This is a genomic window from Mesorhizobium sp. B2-9-1 (genome assembly GCF_006439455.1).
GTDB lineage: Bacteria > Pseudomonadota > Alphaproteobacteria > Rhizobiales > Rhizobiaceae > Mesorhizobium.
In genome coordinates this window covers 78624-97457 of the sequence record NZ_VFTP01000012.1, presented here as the reverse complement: position 1 = coordinate 97457, position 18834 = coordinate 78624, and the positions used below count along the sequence as shown (strand labels likewise).

20 protein-coding genes are annotated in these 18834 nt (G+C 62.5%); 16 read left to right on the top strand and 4 right to left on the bottom strand.

Going from position 1 to position 18834, the window contains the following annotated elements; all coding sequences use genetic code 11:
• Nucleotides 1-23 precede the first annotated feature (23 nt).
• Both FJW05_RS20020 and FJW05_RS20015 read left to right on the top strand, forming a co-directional pair.
• On the top strand, nt 24-1058 hold the full coding sequence (locus FJW05_RS20020; protein ID WP_140635146.1) for a UDP-glucuronic acid decarboxylase family protein: 1035 nt from the start codon (nt 24-26) through the stop codon (nt 1056-1058).
• A 78-nt stretch (nt 1059-1136) separates the two neighbouring features.
• The gene (locus FJW05_RS20015) at nt 1137-1322 is read left to right on the top strand and encodes a hypothetical protein (RefSeq protein WP_095768871.1); all 186 of its coding nucleotides are present in this window, start codon (nt 1137-1139) and stop codon (nt 1320-1322) included.
• Here the strand turns inward: FJW05_RS20015 and FJW05_RS20010 are convergent, their stop codons facing one another.
• Entirely contained in the window at nt 1323-3071 is a 1749-nt protein-coding gene (locus tag FJW05_RS20010) for a hypothetical protein (RefSeq protein WP_140635093.1), read from the bottom strand.
• Nucleotides 3072-3224: 153 nt separating this feature from the next.
• Between FJW05_RS20010 and FJW05_RS20005 the strand changes: the two genes are divergently transcribed.
• From FJW05_RS20005 to FJW05_RS27485, 12 genes are all read left to right on the top strand, one after another.
• On the top strand, nt 3225-4328 hold the full coding sequence (locus FJW05_RS20005) for an inositol-3-phosphate synthase (RefSeq protein WP_140635091.1): 1104 nt from the start codon (nt 3225-3227) through the stop codon (nt 4326-4328).
• A complete protein-coding gene (locus tag FJW05_RS20000; RefSeq protein WP_140635089.1) occupies nt 4325-4921 on the top strand; it encodes a histidine phosphatase family protein in 597 nt (198 codons plus the stop codon). The genes FJW05_RS20005 and FJW05_RS20000 overlap by 4 nt, the downstream gene beginning before the upstream one ends.
• Nucleotides 4922-4935: 14 nt before the next feature.
• Complete coding sequence (locus FJW05_RS19995) at nt 4936-6033, top strand: glycosyltransferase (protein WP_140635087.1); 1098 nt, start codon at nt 4936-4938, stop codon at nt 6031-6033.
• Nucleotides 6033-6836: a nucleotidyltransferase family protein gene (locus tag FJW05_RS19990; RefSeq protein WP_140635085.1), complete on the top strand. Its 804-nt coding sequence runs from the start codon at nt 6033-6035 to the stop codon at nt 6834-6836. Before FJW05_RS19995 ends, FJW05_RS19990 begins: the two co-directional genes overlap by 1 nt.
• A gap of 2 nt (nt 6837-6838) precedes the next feature.
• On the top strand, nt 6839-7600 hold the full coding sequence (locus FJW05_RS19985; RefSeq protein ID WP_140635083.1) for a TIGR04290 family methyltransferase: 762 nt from the start codon (nt 6839-6841) through the stop codon (nt 7598-7600).
• Nucleotides 7593-8528, top strand: coding sequence for a beta-xylosidase (locus FJW05_RS19980; RefSeq protein WP_140635081.1), 936 nt, complete (start codon nt 7593-7595; stop codon nt 8526-8528). The genes FJW05_RS19985 and FJW05_RS19980 overlap by 8 nt, the downstream gene beginning before the upstream one ends.
• 18 nt (nt 8529-8546) lie before the next feature.
• Nucleotides 8547-9608: a glycosyltransferase gene (locus tag FJW05_RS19975; protein ID WP_140635079.1), complete on the top strand. Its 1062-nt coding sequence runs from the start codon at nt 8547-8549 to the stop codon at nt 9606-9608.
• Nucleotides 9608-10600, top strand: a complete 993-nt coding sequence (locus FJW05_RS19970; RefSeq protein WP_140635077.1) for a GNAT family N-acetyltransferase — start codon at nt 9608-9610, stop codon at nt 10598-10600. The genes FJW05_RS19975 and FJW05_RS19970 overlap by 1 nt, the downstream gene beginning before the upstream one ends.
• Nucleotides 10597-11511: a class I SAM-dependent methyltransferase gene (locus FJW05_RS19965; protein WP_246673544.1), complete on the top strand. Its 915-nt coding sequence runs from the start codon at nt 10597-10599 to the stop codon at nt 11509-11511. Before FJW05_RS19970 ends, FJW05_RS19965 begins: the two co-directional genes overlap by 4 nt.
• A gap of 59 nt (nt 11512-11570) precedes the next feature.
• On the top strand, nt 11571-11789 hold the full coding sequence (locus FJW05_RS19960) for a hypothetical protein (protein ID WP_140635076.1): 219 nt from the start codon (nt 11571-11573) through the stop codon (nt 11787-11789).
• Nucleotides 11790-11932: 143 nt separating this feature from the next.
• Nucleotides 11933-12118 carry a hypothetical protein gene (locus FJW05_RS19955; protein ID WP_140635074.1) on the top strand — a complete coding sequence of 62 codons (186 nt, stop codon included), beginning with the start codon at nt 11933-11935 and terminating at the stop codon, nt 12116-12118.
• A 123-nt stretch (nt 12119-12241) separates the two neighbouring features.
• Nucleotides 12242-12403 (top strand): hypothetical protein, encoded by a 162-nt coding sequence (locus FJW05_RS27485; protein ID WP_181165011.1) that lies wholly within the window; start codon nt 12242-12244, stop codon nt 12401-12403.
• Nucleotides 12404-12416: 13 nt separating this feature from the next.
• Here FJW05_RS27485 and FJW05_RS19950 read toward each other — a convergent pair whose 3' ends face one another.
• Nucleotides 12417-12977 (bottom strand): sigma-70 family RNA polymerase sigma factor, encoded by a 561-nt coding sequence (locus FJW05_RS19950; RefSeq protein WP_140542295.1) that lies wholly within the window; start codon nt 12975-12977, stop codon nt 12417-12419.
• A 153-nt stretch (nt 12978-13130) separates the two neighbouring features.
• Nucleotides 13131-15056, bottom strand: coding sequence for an APC family permease (locus FJW05_RS19945; RefSeq protein ID WP_140635072.1), 1926 nt, complete (start codon nt 15054-15056; stop codon nt 13131-13133).
• A gap of 337 nt (nt 15057-15393) precedes the next feature.
• Between FJW05_RS19945 and FJW05_RS19940 the strand changes: the two genes are divergently transcribed.
• The gene (locus FJW05_RS19940; protein WP_140635070.1) at nt 15394-16569 is read left to right on the top strand and encodes a Fic family protein; all 1176 of its coding nucleotides are present in this window, start codon (nt 15394-15396) and stop codon (nt 16567-16569) included.
• Between the two features lie 47 nt (nt 16570-16616).
• Nucleotides 16617-17027, top strand: coding sequence for a tyrosine-type recombinase/integrase (locus tag FJW05_RS19935; RefSeq protein WP_348639830.1), 411 nt, complete (start codon nt 16617-16619; stop codon nt 17025-17027).
• Between the two features lie 92 nt (nt 17028-17119).
• Here FJW05_RS19935 and FJW05_RS19930 read toward each other — a convergent pair whose 3' ends face one another.
• Nucleotides 17120-18769 (bottom strand): tetratricopeptide repeat protein, encoded by a 1650-nt coding sequence (locus tag FJW05_RS19930; RefSeq protein ID WP_140635069.1) that lies wholly within the window; start codon nt 18767-18769, stop codon nt 17120-17122.
• Nucleotides 18770-18834: the final 65 nt, after the last annotated feature.

The following is an 18834-nucleotide window of genomic DNA, read 5'->3' as shown; positions in this document are numbered from 1 at the left end:
ATAGCAGACAGGAGACTTTGCAGATGCGGCGATCAAGAAGGGTTCAGCAGACACAGACGGCGCTTGTCGCCGGCGGTGCCGGTTTCCTCGGTTCGCATTTATGCGAGGCCCTGCTTCACGACGGGTATCGCGTCATATGCGTCGACAACTTTCTTACCGGCCGAATGGAGAATGTCAGTTCGCTGATCGGCCAAGCCCGGTTCCGGCTGATCGAGCAGGACGTTTGCGTCCCGCTGGAACTCGGCGAGACTGTCGACCGCGTTTTCAACCTGGCCTGCGCGGCATCGCCGCCCCGCTACCAGGCCGATCCGGTCCACACAACCCGCACCTGTGTGATCGGAACGCTCAATCTGCTCGAGCTTGCCGCAAGCAACGGCGCCCGCTTCCTGCAGGCGTCGACCAGCGAAGTCTATGGCGATCCGGAACAGCACCCACAGCGCGAGGACTATGTCGGTCACGTCAACTGCACAGGACCGCGCGCCTGTTATGATGAAGGCAAGCGCACCGCGGAGACGCTCTGCTTCGATTATCTGCGGGCCGAGATGGCCGATATTCGCATCGCCCGCATCTTCAACACCTATGGTCCCAGAATGGACCCGGCCGACGGCCGCATCGTGTCCAACCTGGTCATGCAAGCGATCGAGAAACGGCCGCTGACGATATTCGGCGACGGCCGGCAAACCCGGTCATTCTGCTATGTCAGCGACATGATCGGAGGATTGCGACGCCTTATGGATGTCAATCCCAATCCGCGACAGCCGGTCAATCTGGGCAATCCCGGCGAGTTTTCGATCCTCGAACTGGCAAGGCTGGTTCGGGAACTGACCGGCACCAAATCGCCCGTGAAATTCCTGCCCTTGCCGCAGGACGACCCGCGCCGCCGGCGGCCCGACATAGGCCGCGCAAGGGCGCTTCTCGGCTGGTCGCCCAAGGTGCCTCTGAGGCAAGGGCTGCTGCAAACCATCGCCTTTTTCTCGAGCCTCGACGACCTCACGATGGAGCCGATCGCTCCAGTCAACAGGACTGAGGCCGGAAAAGTTCGGAACCTTCAGCTCTGAGGCGGTGGCTTCCTTCACCGCAGCGGAACAACCGACCGGGATTGCGGTTGGACATGACAACCGTCATGGAGAAGACCTGTGCAGCCGAAGCGACCAATCAAGGACATCGACCAGATGGCGGCCGCCGAAACCGCCGCGTTCCTGCGGCGAGCCTCCATCACCTATCTCGAATGTTGCGTCAGCCTCATGATGACACATCTGCAGCGCGAGGAAGTGGCCACAATTCTGGAGCAGGAAGCGGACATGCTGCGCAGGCTGGACTGATCAGGTCCTCGCGCGCTCGATAAAATGCGAAAGCCCGGTTTCGTAGCGGTCGGCGGCGCGCATTGCCCTTACCCGCTCATCGCCGTGTGTCGACTGTCCGGCCATCGTCCATAGCCCAAGCTGGAAGGCGAGATAGCAGGGCTCCATGTAGTCCACCAAGGAATGATCGACAGCACGCGACATTTTTGCCTCGATGCCTTGGATGAGCCGCGAAAGCTCGGCGTCGGAAAGCTGATATTCCGCCGTCGCGCCTGCAATGTCCCACGCTATGTCCTGACAGCCGACCATGTCATGCGAGCGGCAATGGTCGACGGCGTCCGTCTTGAGCAGGGTTCCGTCCGGCCGAACCAGAACTTCCCACGGGTGCAGGCGTCCGTCGATCTCGATCCTGCGCAGGAAGGGATGTGAGGAGTGGCGGGCGAACCAACCCTTTAATGTTTCGGCCGGCCCTTCCCCCAAGGCTTCCCTGCAGTTTTGCACGGCCATGTCCGCAAGCCCATCCAGCGACGCGCCGGCCTCTTCGGTCGACAACTCGGCGGCGCGCCAGCCGAGATAGCGTCCAAGCCATTCGACCAGCAGGTCCCTGGCCAGCCCTGTCCGATCCAGCCTGTCCGCCTCTGTCCAACGCTCGATCAGGAAGCCGTGGCAGAGCCCGGCGGGCTGCGTTCCAAAACCGGCCCTGTGCACCGACCTCGCCGTGTGCAGCTTGTGCTGCCCGGTCCCGCCGAGACCGGCGAACTTGACCAACCAACGCTCGGTGCCCGCCAGCGCCATGAATTTTCGCCGCTCAAATCCTGCAAACACCGGAGGCCAATGCTCCGGCGGCGTGGAATTATGCTTGCGCCATTCGCCGCCGGAAATCTCGCTGAGCTCGACATCGGCCTTGCCGAGCAGGTCCGCCACCCATTGGCGAAGGTTCGGCGCGACGCTCCCATCGAAGGCCGCTTCGAAATCCGCGACATGGCGCGAGCAGTGGCCCCAAATAGCCTGCATGTCTGCCGAAGCTTGCACTCCCGGCCCGCCGCGGTGGCTTGGGAACAGATGAATGCGCTTCTGGTCGATGCCCTGCCGGCGCAGCCAGGCAACGACAGCATGAAAGGAACTGCCGGAGAGCCCCGGACCTTCATCAACGACGGCAAATTTGGCATTAGGTCTGTCGCGCCAGCCGCCGAGGAGTTCGGGCGCGGCGCATATGTGGCGGCTAAACGGGTGCCCGATCGGCCTCACACTGACGGGCGGCGGCGCATGCAGCGCGGTGGCGACCATCGCCGCGAGGCCGAGACCGATGCCGCGGATCCCGATGACGCAGGTGTTTGCGTCGAGGCCCGACCGCAGCGCCGCAAGCAGATAGGTTTCCGGATATAGAGCATAAAGCGCGTAGCCTTCGGCCGGGCCGGTAACTATTTCGCCGCTACAATCGATGGTGGCAAGCTTCGCAAACAGCAACGGGTCGAGCGCTCCGCTCCGGACAAATCCTCGTTGCCAGGATCGCAGCACTTCCTCCGACAACTCGACGAGAATTTCCGACCCCAGCTTCTGGGTCGACGAATTGCAATCGGCACCCCTGGTCTCGAATTCCGCATCGGCAAGGCCTTGCATAAGTTCGGAGGCGCCGACGAAAAGATCGACCACGGCGGCGTGACGTTCGATACCGGCGGGCAGATCGCCGATTGCTGCCGCTGCGACCAAGGCAGCTTCCCTGAGCTGTTGTGCGCTGCGCGTTCGCTTGTGGTCGCCGAAGACGATCATGCGGCTCCTATCCCCCTGTCTGGCCGCCAACGCGAAGCGGCGCCTCTTTGATCCGAGATCCGGCTCAGCAATTTTTCGCGGCGCGAAGGAACATTCGACGTCGCTCCCGGTTCGGCGCGAGGAACTTACCTCCAGCAAAGAGGCAGCGGTTTCGTGACATCGAAGAAAGTTCGTATCGGCATCGTTGGCGTGGGCAATTGCGCGTCATCTCTTGTGCAAGGTCTCTCCTACTACCGCCACGCCAACGGCAACGAGCCGATCCCCGGGCTGATGCATGCCGACCTCGGCGGCTATCATGTCGACGACATTGAGGTCGTCTGCGCCTTCGATGTCGCGAAAAACAAGGTTGGGCGCGATGTGGCGGAAGCGATCTACACCGCGCCCAACAACACCTTCCGTTTTGCTGATGTCGCGCCGACCGGCGTTCGTGTGGAGCGCGGCCCAACACTCGACGGCATCGGCAAATATCTGCGAGACGAGATCGAAGAGTCGGATGAACCAGTCGCAGACGTAACCGCCCGGCTCCGGCGAAGCGGGGTCGAGGTGCTGATATCCTATCTTCCGGTCGGCTCCGAACAGGCGACGCACTTCTATGCCGAATGCGCGCTTGAGGCCGGCTGCGCCTTCGTCAATTGTATTCCTGTCTTCATCGCCTCGCGGCCGGAATGGCGCCAGCGCTTCAAGGAGCGCGGTCTTCCCCTCGTCGGCGACGATATCAAGAGCCAGGTCGGCGCAACCATTGTGCACCGGCTGCTCGCCAATCTCTTCCGGGAGCGCGGCGTGCGCATCGATCGCACCTATCAGCTCAACTTCGGCGGCAACACCGACTTCCTCAACATGCTTGAGCGCGAGCGGTTGGTATCGAAAAAGATTTCCAAGACGCAATCCGTCACCAGCCAGATCGACGTCCCGCTCGAGGCCGGCAACATCCATGTCGGCCCCAGTGATCATGTCCCGTGGCTGACTGACCGCAAATGGGCCTATATACGGGTCGAAGGTACCACTTTCGGCGGCGTTCCGCTCAATGCCGAGCTCAAGCTGGAGGTCTGGGATTCGCCCAATTCCGCGGGCGTGGTCATAGACGCCGTCCGCTGCGCAAAGCTGGCCCTCGACCGTGGCATTGCCGGCGCGCTCACGGGCCCCAGCAGCTACTTCATGAAGTCGCCGCCCCAGCAGTTCACCGACGCCGAGGCGCGCCTGCGCACATTGGCCTTCATCGCCGGCGGGGACGAGCCGTTGCTCGATGCCGCCGAATGACCACGACTTTCTTTCTCATCCGCCACGCGGCACATGATCATGTCGGCTGCTATTTGGCCGGGCGGCTCGAAGGCGTTCGCCTCGACGAAGCCGGCCAGGCCCAGGCGCTGCAGCTCGCGCGCCGCATGGCACGTGAGCCGCTCGCGGCAATTTTCAGCAGCCCGCGCGAGCGCGCGCTGGAGACCGCAAAGCCGATTGCGATCGCCTGCGAGGTCGAGAAGATCGCGATCTGCAAGGAACTCGACGAGATCGACTTCGGCGAATGGTCCGGCAAGACCTTCGAGGAATTGAACGGCGACGCAAGCTGGCGCCTTTGGAATGACCAGCGCCAGAGCGCCCGCACGCCGAGCGGCGAGACGATGCTGGATGTCCAACACAGGATCGTCGGCCTGATGGACGCGTTGCGCGAGAATGGGCAGGGTCAGTGCATCGCCCTTATCAGCCATGCCGACGTCATCAAGGCAGCCGTCTGCGCGATCCTCGGCCTGCAGCTCGGCGACTGCTTCCGCTTCGATATCGCGCCGGCCTCGGTCACCACAGTCGTTCATGGCGACTGGGGGTCCAAGCTCATCCGCCTCAACGAACTCCCCTGACGGAGCGGCTGGCTATGCGCATGGTCATATTCGGTCTCACCGTCACGTCTTCATGGGGCAACGGCCATGCCACGCTCTGGCGTGGGCTGATAGGCGCTCTGGCCCCAATTGGCTGGTCGATCAGCTTCTTCGAGCGCGACACGCCCTATTACGCCGGTGCCAGGGACCTCGACCGGCTCGATGCTTGCAACATCATTCTCTACCCGGACTGGGAGAGTATCGGCCATGAGGCCGAGGCCGCGATACGGCAGGCCGACGTGGTCATAGTCACCTCTTATTGTCCGGACGCCGTGAGGGCCTCGCGGCTCGCCAACGAGAGCTGCCGCGGGCTGAAGGTGTTCTACGATCTCGATACACCGGTAACGCTGGCGAGAATCGAGCAAGGTGACTACCCGGCCTATTTCGAGCCGGATGGCCTGCGCGATTTCGACTTGATCCTGAGCTATACCGGAGGACCGGCGATCGATGCGCTGAAGTGTATTCTCGGCGTGCGCCATGTCCTGCCGCTCTACGGCCATGTCGACCCCAACCGGCACCAGCCGGCCCGGCCACGGTCCGAGTTCGCCGGCGATCTCTCCTATCTCGGAACCTATGCCGAGGACCGGCAGGCGGCCGTGGAAAGACTGCTCGTGGCTCCAGCGGCCAAACTGCCGAACCGCCGCTTCATCATCGGCGGCGCACAGTATCCAGCGGACTTTCCATGGAGCGGCAATATCTTCTTCGTCAGGCACCTGCCGCCCGCGGATCACCCCGCCTTCTTTTCCTCCTCGCGCCTGACGCTGAACGTCACCCGCGAGGCGATGGCGCGCAAGGGCTGGTGCCCGTCAGGCCGGCTGTTCGAGGCAGCCGCCTGCGGCGCCGCGATCATCTCCGACAATTGGGCAGGCCTCGACAGCTTCTTCACGCCCGGCAGCGAGATTCTGTTGGCACACACCACCGGCGACGTCGTCGCCGCGCTTGGCCTGTCGGACAACGAAATCGAGGCGCTTGGCCGCCGCGCCCGTGAACGCGTCCTCGACGAGCACACGTCCGCGCACCGCGCCGCCGAACTCGATCGCATCTTGAACGCCGCCGCGTCCATGGCAAATGGAGCAATGGAGGAAGCCATCTGATGTTGGGGATCGTGCCTGCCGCGGGCCGCGGCAGCCGCATTCAGCCGCTGGGTTTTTCCAAGGAGCTGCTGCCGGTCGGCAGCCGGCTGGACGGGCAGACCGAGCGCCCCTGCGCGGTGAGCGAATATCTGGTGCGGCGGATGGTCCGAAACGGCGTCGACCGCATCTGCTTCATCATCGGTTCCGGCAAGTCGGACATTCTCGAATATTATGCCGCGGGCTATGACACCGCCGCAGCAATCTTCGTCGCGCAGCCCTCCCCGATCGGACTGTGCGATGCGATCTTCCGTGCCGAGCCGCTGGTCACGCCGGAAGAAACGGTCCTGATCGGCCTGCCGGACACAATCTGGTTCCCCGAGGACGGTTTCTGCCGCCTGGCCGACGACCGGCTTTCCTTTCTGATGTTTCCGGTCGATCGCCCGGAACTCTTCGATGCCGTCGTCCTGGATCAGAGCGGACGTGTCGAGCAAATCCAGGTCAAGCAAGCTGATGCCGCAACAAACTGGGTCTGGGGCGCCTTCAAGATGCCTGGCCGTATCTTCCACCAGCTCGCGGCACTGTGGCGCCAGCGCGACGGCTTCGACGAGTATTTCGGCACGCTGGTCAACGCCTATCTCGCAGCCGGAGGCGAGGCTTACGGCGTCAAGGCCGGAACGGCCTATGTCGACGTCGGCACTTTCGATGGATATCGCACGGCGCTCAGGCTGCTCGAAAGCAACGATATCGTTGAAGATGAGACCCCGCCGATGTTCGCATCGCAAGATCTCTCAACGGTGCCAACCCTTCCAGGCGAAGGAGCTTAGCCATGCTGCACTCCAGCACGGAAATACGCCGCCGCATCGACGCACTGGGACCGTGGTTCCACAATATGGAGCTTGCGGGCGTGGAAACCGCGCCGGATCATTTCCTCGGCAATTATCCGCTGATCAAATGGCGCAAATTCGCGGATGCCATTCCGACCGACCTTTCGGGCATGTCCGTGCTCGATATCGGCTGCAACGCCGGCTTCTATTCGATCGAGATGAAGAAGCGCGGCGCCGATCGCGTGCTCGGCATCGATTTCGACCAGGCCTACCTCGCCCAGGCGCGCTTCGCCGCCGAGATCGCCGGCTGCGATATCGAATTCCGGGAAATGTCCGTCTACGACGTCGGGGCGCTTGGCGAGCGCTTCGACATCGTGCTGTTCATGGGTGTGCTCTACCACCTGCGCCATCCGCTGCTGGCGCTCGACCTGATCCGCGCGCATGTCGCAGGCGACCTGATGATCTTCCAGTCGATGCAGAGGGGCAGCGGGGAAGTCCTGCCGCTCGAACAGAACTACCATTTCTGGACACGCGACCTCTTCGATCAACCTGAATTTCCGAAACTGCACTTCATCGAGCATCGCTATGCGGACGACCCGACCAACTGGTGGATTCCAAACCGCGCCTGCACCGAAGCGATGCTGCGCAGCGCCGGCTTCGAAATCGTGCGGCACCCTGAGGACGAGGTCTATTTCTGCCGTGCGGCGGGCAATCCGTCCGACGGCGCCGCCGTCTATCCCGCGAAAGGAGAGGCCGATGATTGAAGCCGCGATGATCTGGAACGAGCCCAACAACAAATCGCATTGGGATCCCGAGCTCGATCCGGGCTGGAGCCGTTTTGCCTCGATGGCAATCCTGGCGGCCGATGCGATCGACCGGGAGAACCCGGCCGTCACGAAGGTGCTGGGCGGTATTTCGCCGATCGATGCCGGCTTCATGACGCGCATGAAGGATTTCGGCGTGCTCGACCATGTCGACGCCGTCGCGGTGCATGGCTTCCCGCTCGACTGGAACCTCTGGCAAATCAACGAATGGCCGCAGAAGCTCGGCGAGATCGCCGCCATCACCGATCTGCCGATCTGGGTCAGCGAAGTCGGCGTCTCGACCTTCGGCGCCGAGGAGATCCAGCTCTGGGGCCTGCGCCGCACGGCCGAGCTGCTGCTCGGCATCGCGCCGCGGGTGCAGTGGTACAGCCTCTATGACCTGCCGCGTTCATGGGAGGCGACGACGCGCCATCGCGAGGCGGAAGGCTCGTCCTATTACAGGCACTTCTACATGGGCCTGCTGCGCGAGGACGGCACGCCCAAGCCGGCGCTTGAGGAGTTCGTGCGTCACACCCCGCAAATGGGCCTAGTACAGTGGTTCCATTACGAAGACCATCGGCTGGATGATGCCGTTGCCTGGATGCACCGACTGGGCGTGACGCACCTGCGCACTGGCCTGTCCTGGGCGGACAGCTTCCGGCCGAATGCGCTGGACTGGTTCGATCGCCAGATGGAAGCGCTCGCCGACTTCAACGTCACGGTGACCTTCTGCTTCACGCCTGAGCATCGCGGTCTCCAGCCCCACCACACAAGTCCGCCGCAGGTGCCCGAGGAATTCGCCGAATTCTGCGCGGCGATGATCCGCCGCTACGCTCCTGCGATCAGCGACGACATGACACGAACGCGGCGCGTGTCGGCGGCATGGTGAATTCCGGCTCGATCGGCGATGACACTGACTGTCCTCAACGTCGCCTACCCCCTCGCGCCTGTCGGACCGGATGCGGTCGGCGGCGCCGAGCAGGTGCTGTCGGCGCTGGACCGGGCGCTGGTTGAGAAAGGCTACCGGTCGGTTGTCGTTGCCTGCCATGGGTCAAAGACGGCCGGCGTCCTAGTGGAAACACCGGCCGAAGCAGGCGTGCTCGACAAGGCGGCGAAGGACCGGGCCCAGCAGGCGCATCGCGACGCGATCGCGGCCGCCCGGGCGCGCTGGCCTATCGACGTCGTTCACCTCCACGGCATCGACTTCGACGCCTATCTGCCCACCGACGGCCCAACCCTGGTGACGTTGCACCTGCCGCTGGGCTGGTATCCCTCCGAAGTGCTTGCGCCGTCGCGCGAGGACCTGTGGCTGCACGCGGTCTCAGAGGCGCAGCACAGGACGGCGGCGGCAGGGTCGAGACTTGCGACGCCTATTCCGAACGGCGTCGATATCGATGCGCTGAACGAGCCCCGGTTGCGACGCAATTTCGCTTTGGTGCTCAGCCGCATCTGTCCCGAAAAGGGCATCCATCTCGCAATCCAGGCAGCCAGGCGCGCCGGCGTTCCCCTGGCGATCGCCGGCCAAGTCTATCCCTACGAGACCCATTTGCGCTATTTCGCCGACGAGGTCCGTCCTCGCCTCGATCGGCAGCGGCGTTTTCTCGGGCCGCTGGGGTTTCGCGCCAAACGGCGGCTGCTCAACGCCGCCCGCTGCCTGGTCATTCCCAGCCTTGCCGCCGAAACCAGCTCGCTTGTCGCGATGGAGGCGCTTGCCTGCGGCACGCCGGTCGTCGCTTTCCCGAATGGCACCCTTCCCGACGTCGTCCAGCATGGCAGAACCGGATTTCTGGTCAATGACGTCGAGGAGATGGTCAAGGCCATCGTCCATTCTGGGGCGCTGGACCATGAGACCTGCCGGGCCGAGGCGCGCCGCCGCTTCTCGCTTGAGCGCATGGTCACATCCTACATGGATGCTTACGAAGCGCTAGCGAAGCTTGGCACCCGCCGCGCCTTGCTGGGAACCGCCTGATGCGCGGCCTGCGCACCGAGATCATTCGCGATCCGGGGACGTTCGAGGACCTCGAGCCGTGCTGGTGGCAGCTCTGGGGGCGGAGCATCTCGGCCACGCCGTTCCAGTCTCCTGCCTGGCTCATCCCCTGGTGGCGTACATTCGCGCCGGGCGATCTCACGGCAATTGCCGTGTGGAGCGGAGACGAACTCGCCGGACTGGCGCCGCTCTATATCGAAAGGCATGATTGCGGTCAGCGCCTGCTCCCCATCGGGATTTCGCTTAGCGACTATCTCGACATTCTGTGCGCGCCGGAACTGGAGGCGGAGACTGAGGCCGCCATAGCCGAAGCGGCACTGTCGCTGGAATGGTCGCAGTGGATCCTGCCCGATCTCTCGGCCGATGCCATATCGCTGAGCCTTGAGCTGCCGAATGCCGAAGAGCGCCGATCGATGGCGCACGCGGCCTGTCCCGTGCTGTTGCTCGACGGCGATCGGACTCTGGCCCGCTCGGTTCCGGCGAGACGAAGGCGTCAGTTGCGCCGCGCCGAGAGAGCTGCCCGGCGAAGAGGAGCCGTCATTGTCAGCCGCGGCGATTCCGATCCGCAGACATTTCTCGACAGGCTCATCCGACTGCATGGCGCGCGCTGGACCGGCCATGGCGGTGGCGTCCTGTCCGACACGGCTGTGGAATTTCATCGCCGGGCCCTGCCGCGGCTTGCCTATAACGGCATGGCGCGATGCTTGACGATCCAGATCGACGGTGCCGTCGTCGGCGCCTATTACGGTTTTCATCACCGCGACCGGGCCTATGCCTATCTTGGCGGTTTCGATCCGGCCTATGCCGACGAAAGCCCCGGCGCGATTCTGATCGGGCATGCCATCACCGGAGCCGCCAGCGAGGGCGCGCTGGAGTTCGATTTCCTGCGCGGCAGGGAAGGCTACAAATATGGCTGGGGCGCGAAGGACCGCTGGACGGCGCAGAAGGTGTGGACCAGGAGCGCGTCGCCGTGAACGTCGCGAGCCAACCCGGCGCGATTGCCAGGCGCCTGCTCGAGGATTGCATGACGGACGGCCTTTCCGTCGACAACGCGCTGGCCAGATTGGCCGTTTATACCGACAAGACGACCAGCGCGGCGCAATTGGCGGATATCGCGCTGGACATGCGTCCAAGCCATGCTCCCCGGCGATGCTGGCTGGAAGAGATCGCCACGATGCTTCGTGGCAAGGCGGACGCCTTCGACAAGGTCCGCAGAGCGGCTGCCTGCGTGTCGCATGACCGGCCGGATAGCGAACCGACCGCCATGACCGTCAAACGGCTGGCCGGCAGCTTCGATCGGGCGGCCGCCATATCTCCCGCGGCCAGCGTCCAGTTGTCCTCGCTTGGCGACGAGCACAGGCTGTCGACCACGACCGCCGAGATTGTCTCATGGCTGGAACAGCAGGATTTCCTTGGTGCCCATAAGCACATACTCGACATCGGCTGCGGCATCGGGCGTCTCGGACATGCGCTCGGCACCCACGCAGGATATGTCGTCGGCATCGATATCTCGTCGCGGATGATCGAAATCGCGCGCCGGCGATGCGCCGGCCTTGCCAATGTGGAATTTCGCCTGACCTCAGGCCTTGATCTCGGTGACTTCGCCGATGCAAGCTTTGACGGCGTGCTGGCCCTGGACAGTTTTCCTTACCTGGTGCTCGCCGGGGTTGCCGAGCGGCATTTCATCGAGACCGCGCGCGTGCTGCGGCGGGGAGGAATGGCAGCTATCCTCAACTATTCCTATCGCACATCGCCGGGCATCGATTCCGGCGACATCAGCCGTCTTTCTCATGCATGCGGCATGGACCTCGTGGTCGACGGCGAAATGCCGTTCGGCAGTTGGGACGGCATGGCCTTCCTTGTCCGTCGTGACGGCGGAACATAACGCACCGGCGGCAGTTCGGTCACCGAACAGTTCCACGCCAGCAGAACAGGGAGAAGCAGATGGCATCCGGCGGTAAGAAGCAGATGGGCCGCGGCAGCCAGGGCAAGGGTTCCGGAACCGGAGCCAAGACGACGCTTGCAAAGGACGTGGTCGGCGAGAACGAGGTGCTGTCCAACCGGGACAAGAAGCAGCACACCGAGCAACGCGGTCTGGACGGCAACCGGATCAAATCCGATCAGTATCAGGATCACGCTGCGAACCGCCTTCCCAAGGATTGAGCTGATGTTTCCAGTCACCTCTTGCCGCAAAATCCGGGGACAACGGACCGGAAACCCTACAGCCTGCGGCAAGCGCCTTGCATAGGCCGGTCGGCTATGCCTCTGTGAGATTTGAAGGGGCCTCTATTTGTTAAGAGAATGCCATGTCTCACAGGAGTCAGCGCGACCTTTGCGCCCAGGTAATCCAGAGCTTGGACCAGGAGATCGCATCGCTGCTGAACGCTATCGAGCAGGAGGAGGTCCCTGACCGGCTGACAAGGCTAGCACTCGAACTGCAGAGCGCTTTGATCGAAAAGCGCAAAGGCGACATGACCGGTGAGCGCGGCTGAAGATGTCACCAGCAAGGATGCGGCATTCCTTGGAGACGGGAAGTCATCGATATCGCCCGCTGTCGCGTGATCGGTGGAACCTTAACATAAGTTAATCGTTGTAGCCGATTGGGGATCATCCCGATGGCTGGCAGAACTCCGGAAGTGGACGAACTCATTCGGCGGCTGGTCGCACAGACGGGCATCACCGAAGCGCAAGCGCTCGAACTTGTTTCTCTGCTCGGCCTGAATTGGGCTTCGTTGATGAGAGAGGCCAAAGTCATGACAGCAGCCCAGCGCCGGTAGGATTTGGCCGGGCTTAGCGCCTTGCGCCCTCCGTATCCCAATGATTGTCCGAAAGTTGACGGCGTGGCTCGATCAGTGCTTGCGGCGAGCTTTCTCCGAGGAATTCCAGAACGCCGGCGCGGGCGCGGTTGAGGCGGCTTTTGACGGTGCCGACAGCGCAACCGCATATTTGCGCGGTTTCTTCGTAGCTTACGCCCAGTACGCCGATCAGCATCAAGACCTCACGCTGATGGGACGGCAGCTTCTGGATGGCTTGATGCACTTCCCTGCTTTGCACGGACCAATCCTGGGACGGTTCCGAAATCGGCCGGCTGGAGGCGCAGTCAAGCAGTCCGGGCGCCTCCCTGGCCGCCGCTTTGACACGCGTGTAGTGCGTGTTTCGCATGATGGTGAAGAGCCAGGACTTCAGGCGCGTGCCGGGCTCGAATTTGTCCAGGTTGGCGAGCCCCTTGGACAATGTTTCCTGCACAAGATCGTCGGCATCGTCAGGCACGCGACAGAAGGTTCGCGCAAAAGCCCGCAACGCAGGAATGAGATCGACGATGGAGATCTCCTCGGCGCTGGGGTTCGGCAAATTATGCTCTCTGGATGACAATGTTCCGGCCCCAGCAAGTAGAAATTACGCGGTGCAGACTAGGGAGAATGTTTGAGAAATAGGAACGTTCCTGTTTTCCATCGCTCGGCCAAACTTTTGGCGAGGTGGCGTGATCGAACGGAGCGGCAACATTCAACGGGCCGCCTCGATCTTCGGTTCCTCGATATACCAAGGCATGGAAATGATCACGATGTCCGATCCGCCGAACTCGAGCAGTTTGGCGTGCAGTCGGCGAGCGCGCTGCGTATGCAGCATATATTGCCACCAATTGGGCGGCACGACCTCTGGGAGCAGCACTGCAATGGCGCGGCCATCGAACTCGCCGCGCAGCGCCTTGATCTCCTTCAATAACGGCTCGTACATCAGCCGGTAGTCGGCATTGAGGAGAAGCAGGCGTGGCGGGCGCAGGCCAGCCGCCCTCGCCGGCGCTTCCACATCCTGCGACCACCTCCCTCGAATTGCGCGCTCTTCGTCGCTCTCTTCACCCGACAGCCGCGCCACATGGACGGCGATGACATCTCCGGACAGGTGAAAGGCAAAGCTGAGCGCCTTGTCCGCCATCCTGTTCCATTGCTGGGTCACGACAAGAACGACAGGGGGCTCGGTGCTGCTCAAATCGACTTTCCCGGGCTCGCGCAGACTTGCCTCGAGCTGGTCGTAATAGCGCCTCACCAACCGCAGCAGGAGGATCACAACCGGGATGACGATCACCGTGATCCAGGCGCCCTCCCCGAATTTGGCGACGACAATCACGATGAGCGCCAGCGCGGTGACTATGCCGCCGAACGCGTTGATCGCCAGATGCATCCGGTTGCCTGTCCGGTTCGTGTCCTTGGTTGTGCGAAGCGCCCTTACCCAGTGCATCACCATCCCGGTCTGCGACAGCGTGAACGTCAGAAAGGCGCCGATGGCGAAAAGCGGGATCAGATGGTCGGTGATGCCGCCGAACACGGCCAGCAGCAGTCCCGCCGACGAGGCGAGGTAAAGAATGCCGATCGAGAAAACGAGCCGGCGGCCAACCATGGCGAAGGGCTTGGGAAGATACCCGTCTTCCGCCACCATGCGGCAAAGGCGGGGGAAATCGACGAAGCTTGTATTGGCCGAAAGCGCCAGCACGCAAAGCAGGCTACCGATGGCGACATAGTAGAAAACCCCGTCGCCAACCACGGCATGCGCAAGTTGCGACAGCACGCTCTGATAGCCGTCCTTCTCCTGATCCATCGCACCGATACGGTAGCGTGCCGACAGGAAAGCGATGCCGCCGAGCAGCAGTCCAAGGATCAGACAGATCGCCGCCAGCGTGCGCCGGCCGTGCCTGACGGGCGGATCCTTGAATGCGGTCATGCCGTTGCTGACCGCCTCTACGCCGGTCATCGCCGTGCAGCCGCTGGCAAAGGCGTGCATCAAGAGGAGCAGGCTTGCCGTTTCGGATGGCTGCTGCAGGGGCGGCGGTGGAATTGCCGGCACCGGCTGACCGCCGGAGGCAAGCGTCTTCGAGACGCCGATCGCCAGGATCGCCAGGAAACTCGCAACGAACAGATAGGTTGGCAAGGCAAACAACCGGCCGGCATCGAGCGTGCCGCGCAGGTTGACGACGGTCACCAAAAGCAGAATCCCGAGGCAGATCCAAAGCGTGTAGGCATGCAGCGAAGGCAGCGCCGACACCAGCGCGCCGACGCCGGCAGAGATGCCTACGGCGACATTGAGCACGTAGTCGACCATCAGCGCGGCGGCGGCGAGCAGGCTGGCGTTGCGGCCAAGATTTTCGCGCGAGACGATATACGCGCCCCCATTGCCGGGGTAAGCGGCAATGGTCTGGCGGTAAGAAAGATAAAGGACCGCGAGCAAACCGACTATGGCGCCCATGATCGGACCGATATAGCCGAGACCCGCCGCGCCGAGCGGGATCAGGATCGTGAGCGCCGCTTCCGGCCCATAAGCCGACGAACCCAGCCCATCGAGGCCCATTGCCGGCACGCCCTCGAACACGCCGATCTTGCGTTGCGACTGTTCCTGATTTGCCAGGCGGCGGCCGAGAATCCAGCCCAGTATCGACATGTCGTTGTCCCGGGAAACTTCTCCCGAATAGCGCGGGAAGAAGAATGTTCCTCGACTGCGACTTCGGACCCGGAGTGCAGGCGGGAATGCGCCGGTCGCTAGGAGTCACCGGTTCCCGTTGCTGGAGAGCGACCGAGCGCAGCGATGGAACTCTATCGAGTGGCCTCTGGGATCGCCCAATCTCTTTTCGTGCTATCCACGCAAACTCTAAGAACGATCTCTTGACTAACGGCTTCCGCTAGTAAAGAGTGAGTTCCTAGTGGGCTGGTAGGGAACGTGAGCGTTCCTTGCATGCGGACGTTGAAACGACGTCATCCCTGGGGCGAGCTCCCAAGACATGCCGAAGCGCACAACAGGCCGATACGCAAACGTGACCGCAGGCGGCGAAAAGATCGATGCCTTCGTTCCCTTCGATCTGCTGCCTGCGCGGCCGGCGCTCGCCATCGACGCAAAGCTTGAACATCGCCTTGGGCGGGCCGAGCAGGCGCTTGTCCGGCTCGATCTGGCGGGCGAGATGGTGCCTTCGCTCGACTGGTTCATATACGCCTTCGTACGCAAGGAGGCGGTGATCTCGTCGCAGATCGAGGGCACGCAAGCATCGCTCGTCGACCTTCTCGCCTTTGAAGCCGAGGATCAGCCCCAACCCAACGCCGATGTCGAGGAGGTTACAAACTACCTCGATGCGCTTGCCTACGCGCGTGGTCAGCTCGCGTCGAAACGTGGTCTGCCGCTCTCGCTACGGCTTTTGAATGAAGCCCATAAGCGATTGATGCGTGGCGTGCGCGGCGGTAGCAAGCAACCTGGAGAAATACGCCGCAGCCAGAACTGGATTGGCGGAAGCCGGCCCGGGAACGCGGTCTATATTCCCCCGCCCTCCGAGAAACTCTCGCAACTTCTCAGTTCCTTCGAGAAGTACATCCATGCCGACGACCGGCTGCCAAAACTCGTGCGCGCGGGCCTCCTGCATGCGCAGTTCGAAACCATTCACCCCTATCTCGATGGCAATGGACGAATCGGACGGCTGATGATCGCCCTCCTACTGGAGCACTGGGGATTATTGAAGGCGCCGCTCCTCTATATCAGCCTCTTCTTCAAGCGTCACCGCGAAGAGTACTACCGGCGCCTCAATGTCGTGCGGCTGGAAGGCGACTGGGAGGGCTGGATCGACTTCTTTCTCGATGGCGTGGCAACGATCGCCGATGAAGCCGTCGTCTCGGCCCGCGAATTGTTCAACCTCGTCAGTACGGATCGCACGCGGCTGCTCGGTGTGGAATCAGCATCCGTTTCCGCTCTCCGATTATTCGAGCGACTTCCGCGTCATCCGATCGTGACCGTCGCATCAGCGATGAAACTCCTCGAGACAAGCAAACCGACCGCGACCCGCGCAATCGAAGTGCTAGCCGGGATTGATATCCTCGTGGAAACGACAGGGAAGAAGCGCGACCGCAGCTTCGCATATCGAGCCTATATGGAATGTCTGCGAACCGGAACGGAACTGGATCTCAGTCGCTGAGCAGCGACTGTTCTGGATCAACTACGCTGGGACTGACTCCTTAGATTGTGCGCCGGAGAACTCGAGGACTTGTGTCATCGGAGCCCGGTCATGATTTGCAGGCATTGGGTGATAAGTGGAGCGGCAAAGGAAGGGTCCTATGCCAGAGAAAAGTAATCTTCGTGCTACACAAACAGCGTTTTGGCTGCGCGAAGAACCCAAATGACGATGATCGAATTTTCCCGGTCAATCATCGGTCAGTCAGCACCGCCTTTCGCCGAGGATGCGCTGACCTTGGCATCCAGGACCTTCATTTTCATAACTTGCGGCATGAAGGAACGATCCGCCTGTTTGAAGCTGGGTTCACAATTCAACAGGTCTCGCTGGTCACAGGCCACAAAGATTGGAAGATGCTACGACGATACACGCATCTAAAGCCGGAGATGCTTCATACTATCCAGGTGACGAAGGCTGCGTAGTTTGAGGTGCGAGGGCCGACAACGCTAGTCTAGGATATGTCCGACGACTTCAGCTCGCCCACACTTGTTGTCCTTACGACTTCTGCGTAGCGCTATTTCTCCGGCAACCCGGCCGCCACCATCAGGCTCATGATCCGTTCGGAAGCCTTGAGATACACCGGGCTGGTGTTTTTGGTCGGCGCCGGCACATTGAGCGCGGTCGAGCCGGGCCTCAGCTCAAGGGCCTTGGTTATCGTCGCCCGGGCTTCGGCGACGCGGCCCAATTGCTGATAGGCGGCGGCCAACAGCAGATGCGTGCGCCCGCTGGCCGACGTGATCGCGATCGACCGTTGCAGCCAGGGCAAGGCGTCTTCGGCGCGACCCATGAGCAGATAGGTGAAACCTGCCCCGATCGCCCAGGTCCAGCGCGCGACCGAGGGCGTATCGAAGCTGTCCGCCTGCTTGAACGTGGCGAGCGCGTCGTCGAAGCGGCCGAGGAAAACCTGGGACAGCCCGATGAGGTACAGCGCAATCCCATCCCATGGATCGCGAGCGAGCACCTTGCCGCATGCGACCAGACTTTCGACGAATCGGTTTGTCGTCGACAGATACCGGCAATGCGCTTCCAGCACCGGGATGTAGTCGGGCTGCGCGCGCAACGCGCGCGCCATGATCGCCCCGATGCTGGTCTCGACCGTCTCTCGCTCGTCGGCGGGAAACCAGGCCATCTGAATGCCGCGGAGCTGAAACGCCGCCAGGGCGACCTGCAAGTCGATATTGTCGGCGTCGTCGGCAAGGGCTTTTTCTAGCATCGCCTGCGCGGCTCGAAAGCGTTCCGGCGTCGTCTGGTTGATCGAGGCCGTCGCCTGCTCGATGGCGACCTTGGCGGCGCCGGACGGCACGCCTTCGGTCCGGCGTTCATCAGTATTCTGAAGCGCATTGATGCGTGCCGCCAGCGCGTGGCCCATGCCGGCGGTCAAGCGGGTCTGCTGACGTTGCGCATCGGCGTCGGCCAGATCAACGGAGAGCGATGTTGTCCATTTGACCGCGCCGGTTGCCGGTTCGGTCATGCGCGCGCGCAAATTCCACGCGGTTGCTGCCTTCTCCAGCTCGCTGCTGACGACGTAATCGACGCCCTTCGCGGCGTCGGAAGGAACCACCACGCGGATCGCGTCGATTTTCGCGAGTCCGTCGGTCAGATCGCGGGTAACGTCCGCCGCCATCCGGGCGGTCTGCGGGTCGTCGCCCGCCGCCATGGGCATCACGGCGACGGTCACGGGCGAGCCCGCGAGGAATCGGGGGAGCCATGTCGCTGCCGCCAGAGCCGACGCGCCGAGCCCCGCCATAGCCACAAGGGCGGCGCGGCGCCGCATGCTGAAACCGTGCCGATTCGGGCTCGGCTCGCTTTGTATTTCGGGCTCGATCGCCGGGCTGGCTTGTTCCGGCGCGTCCGTATCCGTCGTGTCCGTCACCTCGGCAGCGAACAGGTAGCCGCGGCCAGATATCAGCTTGATCCTCTGTCGCTGATCATCGCCCAGCGCGGTGCGAATCTCGCGGATTGACTGGAATAGGCTGTCCTCGCCGATATGGACGCCTGGCCAGACCGCCTCCATCAACTCCCGCTTGCTGAGGACCCTCCCCGCATTGGAGGCGAAAAACGTCAACATTTCGAGGCTTCTCGGCCGAATTTTGATGACGTCGCCGTCTGGCCCTCGCAGTTCGGCCAGTTGCCGGTCCAGTTCAAAATCTAAAAATCGCAACACGCGGCACTTTACCCCCTCCGAAACGGCAAACCGCCGCAAAACTATGTCTAGGTACTATAAAGCGC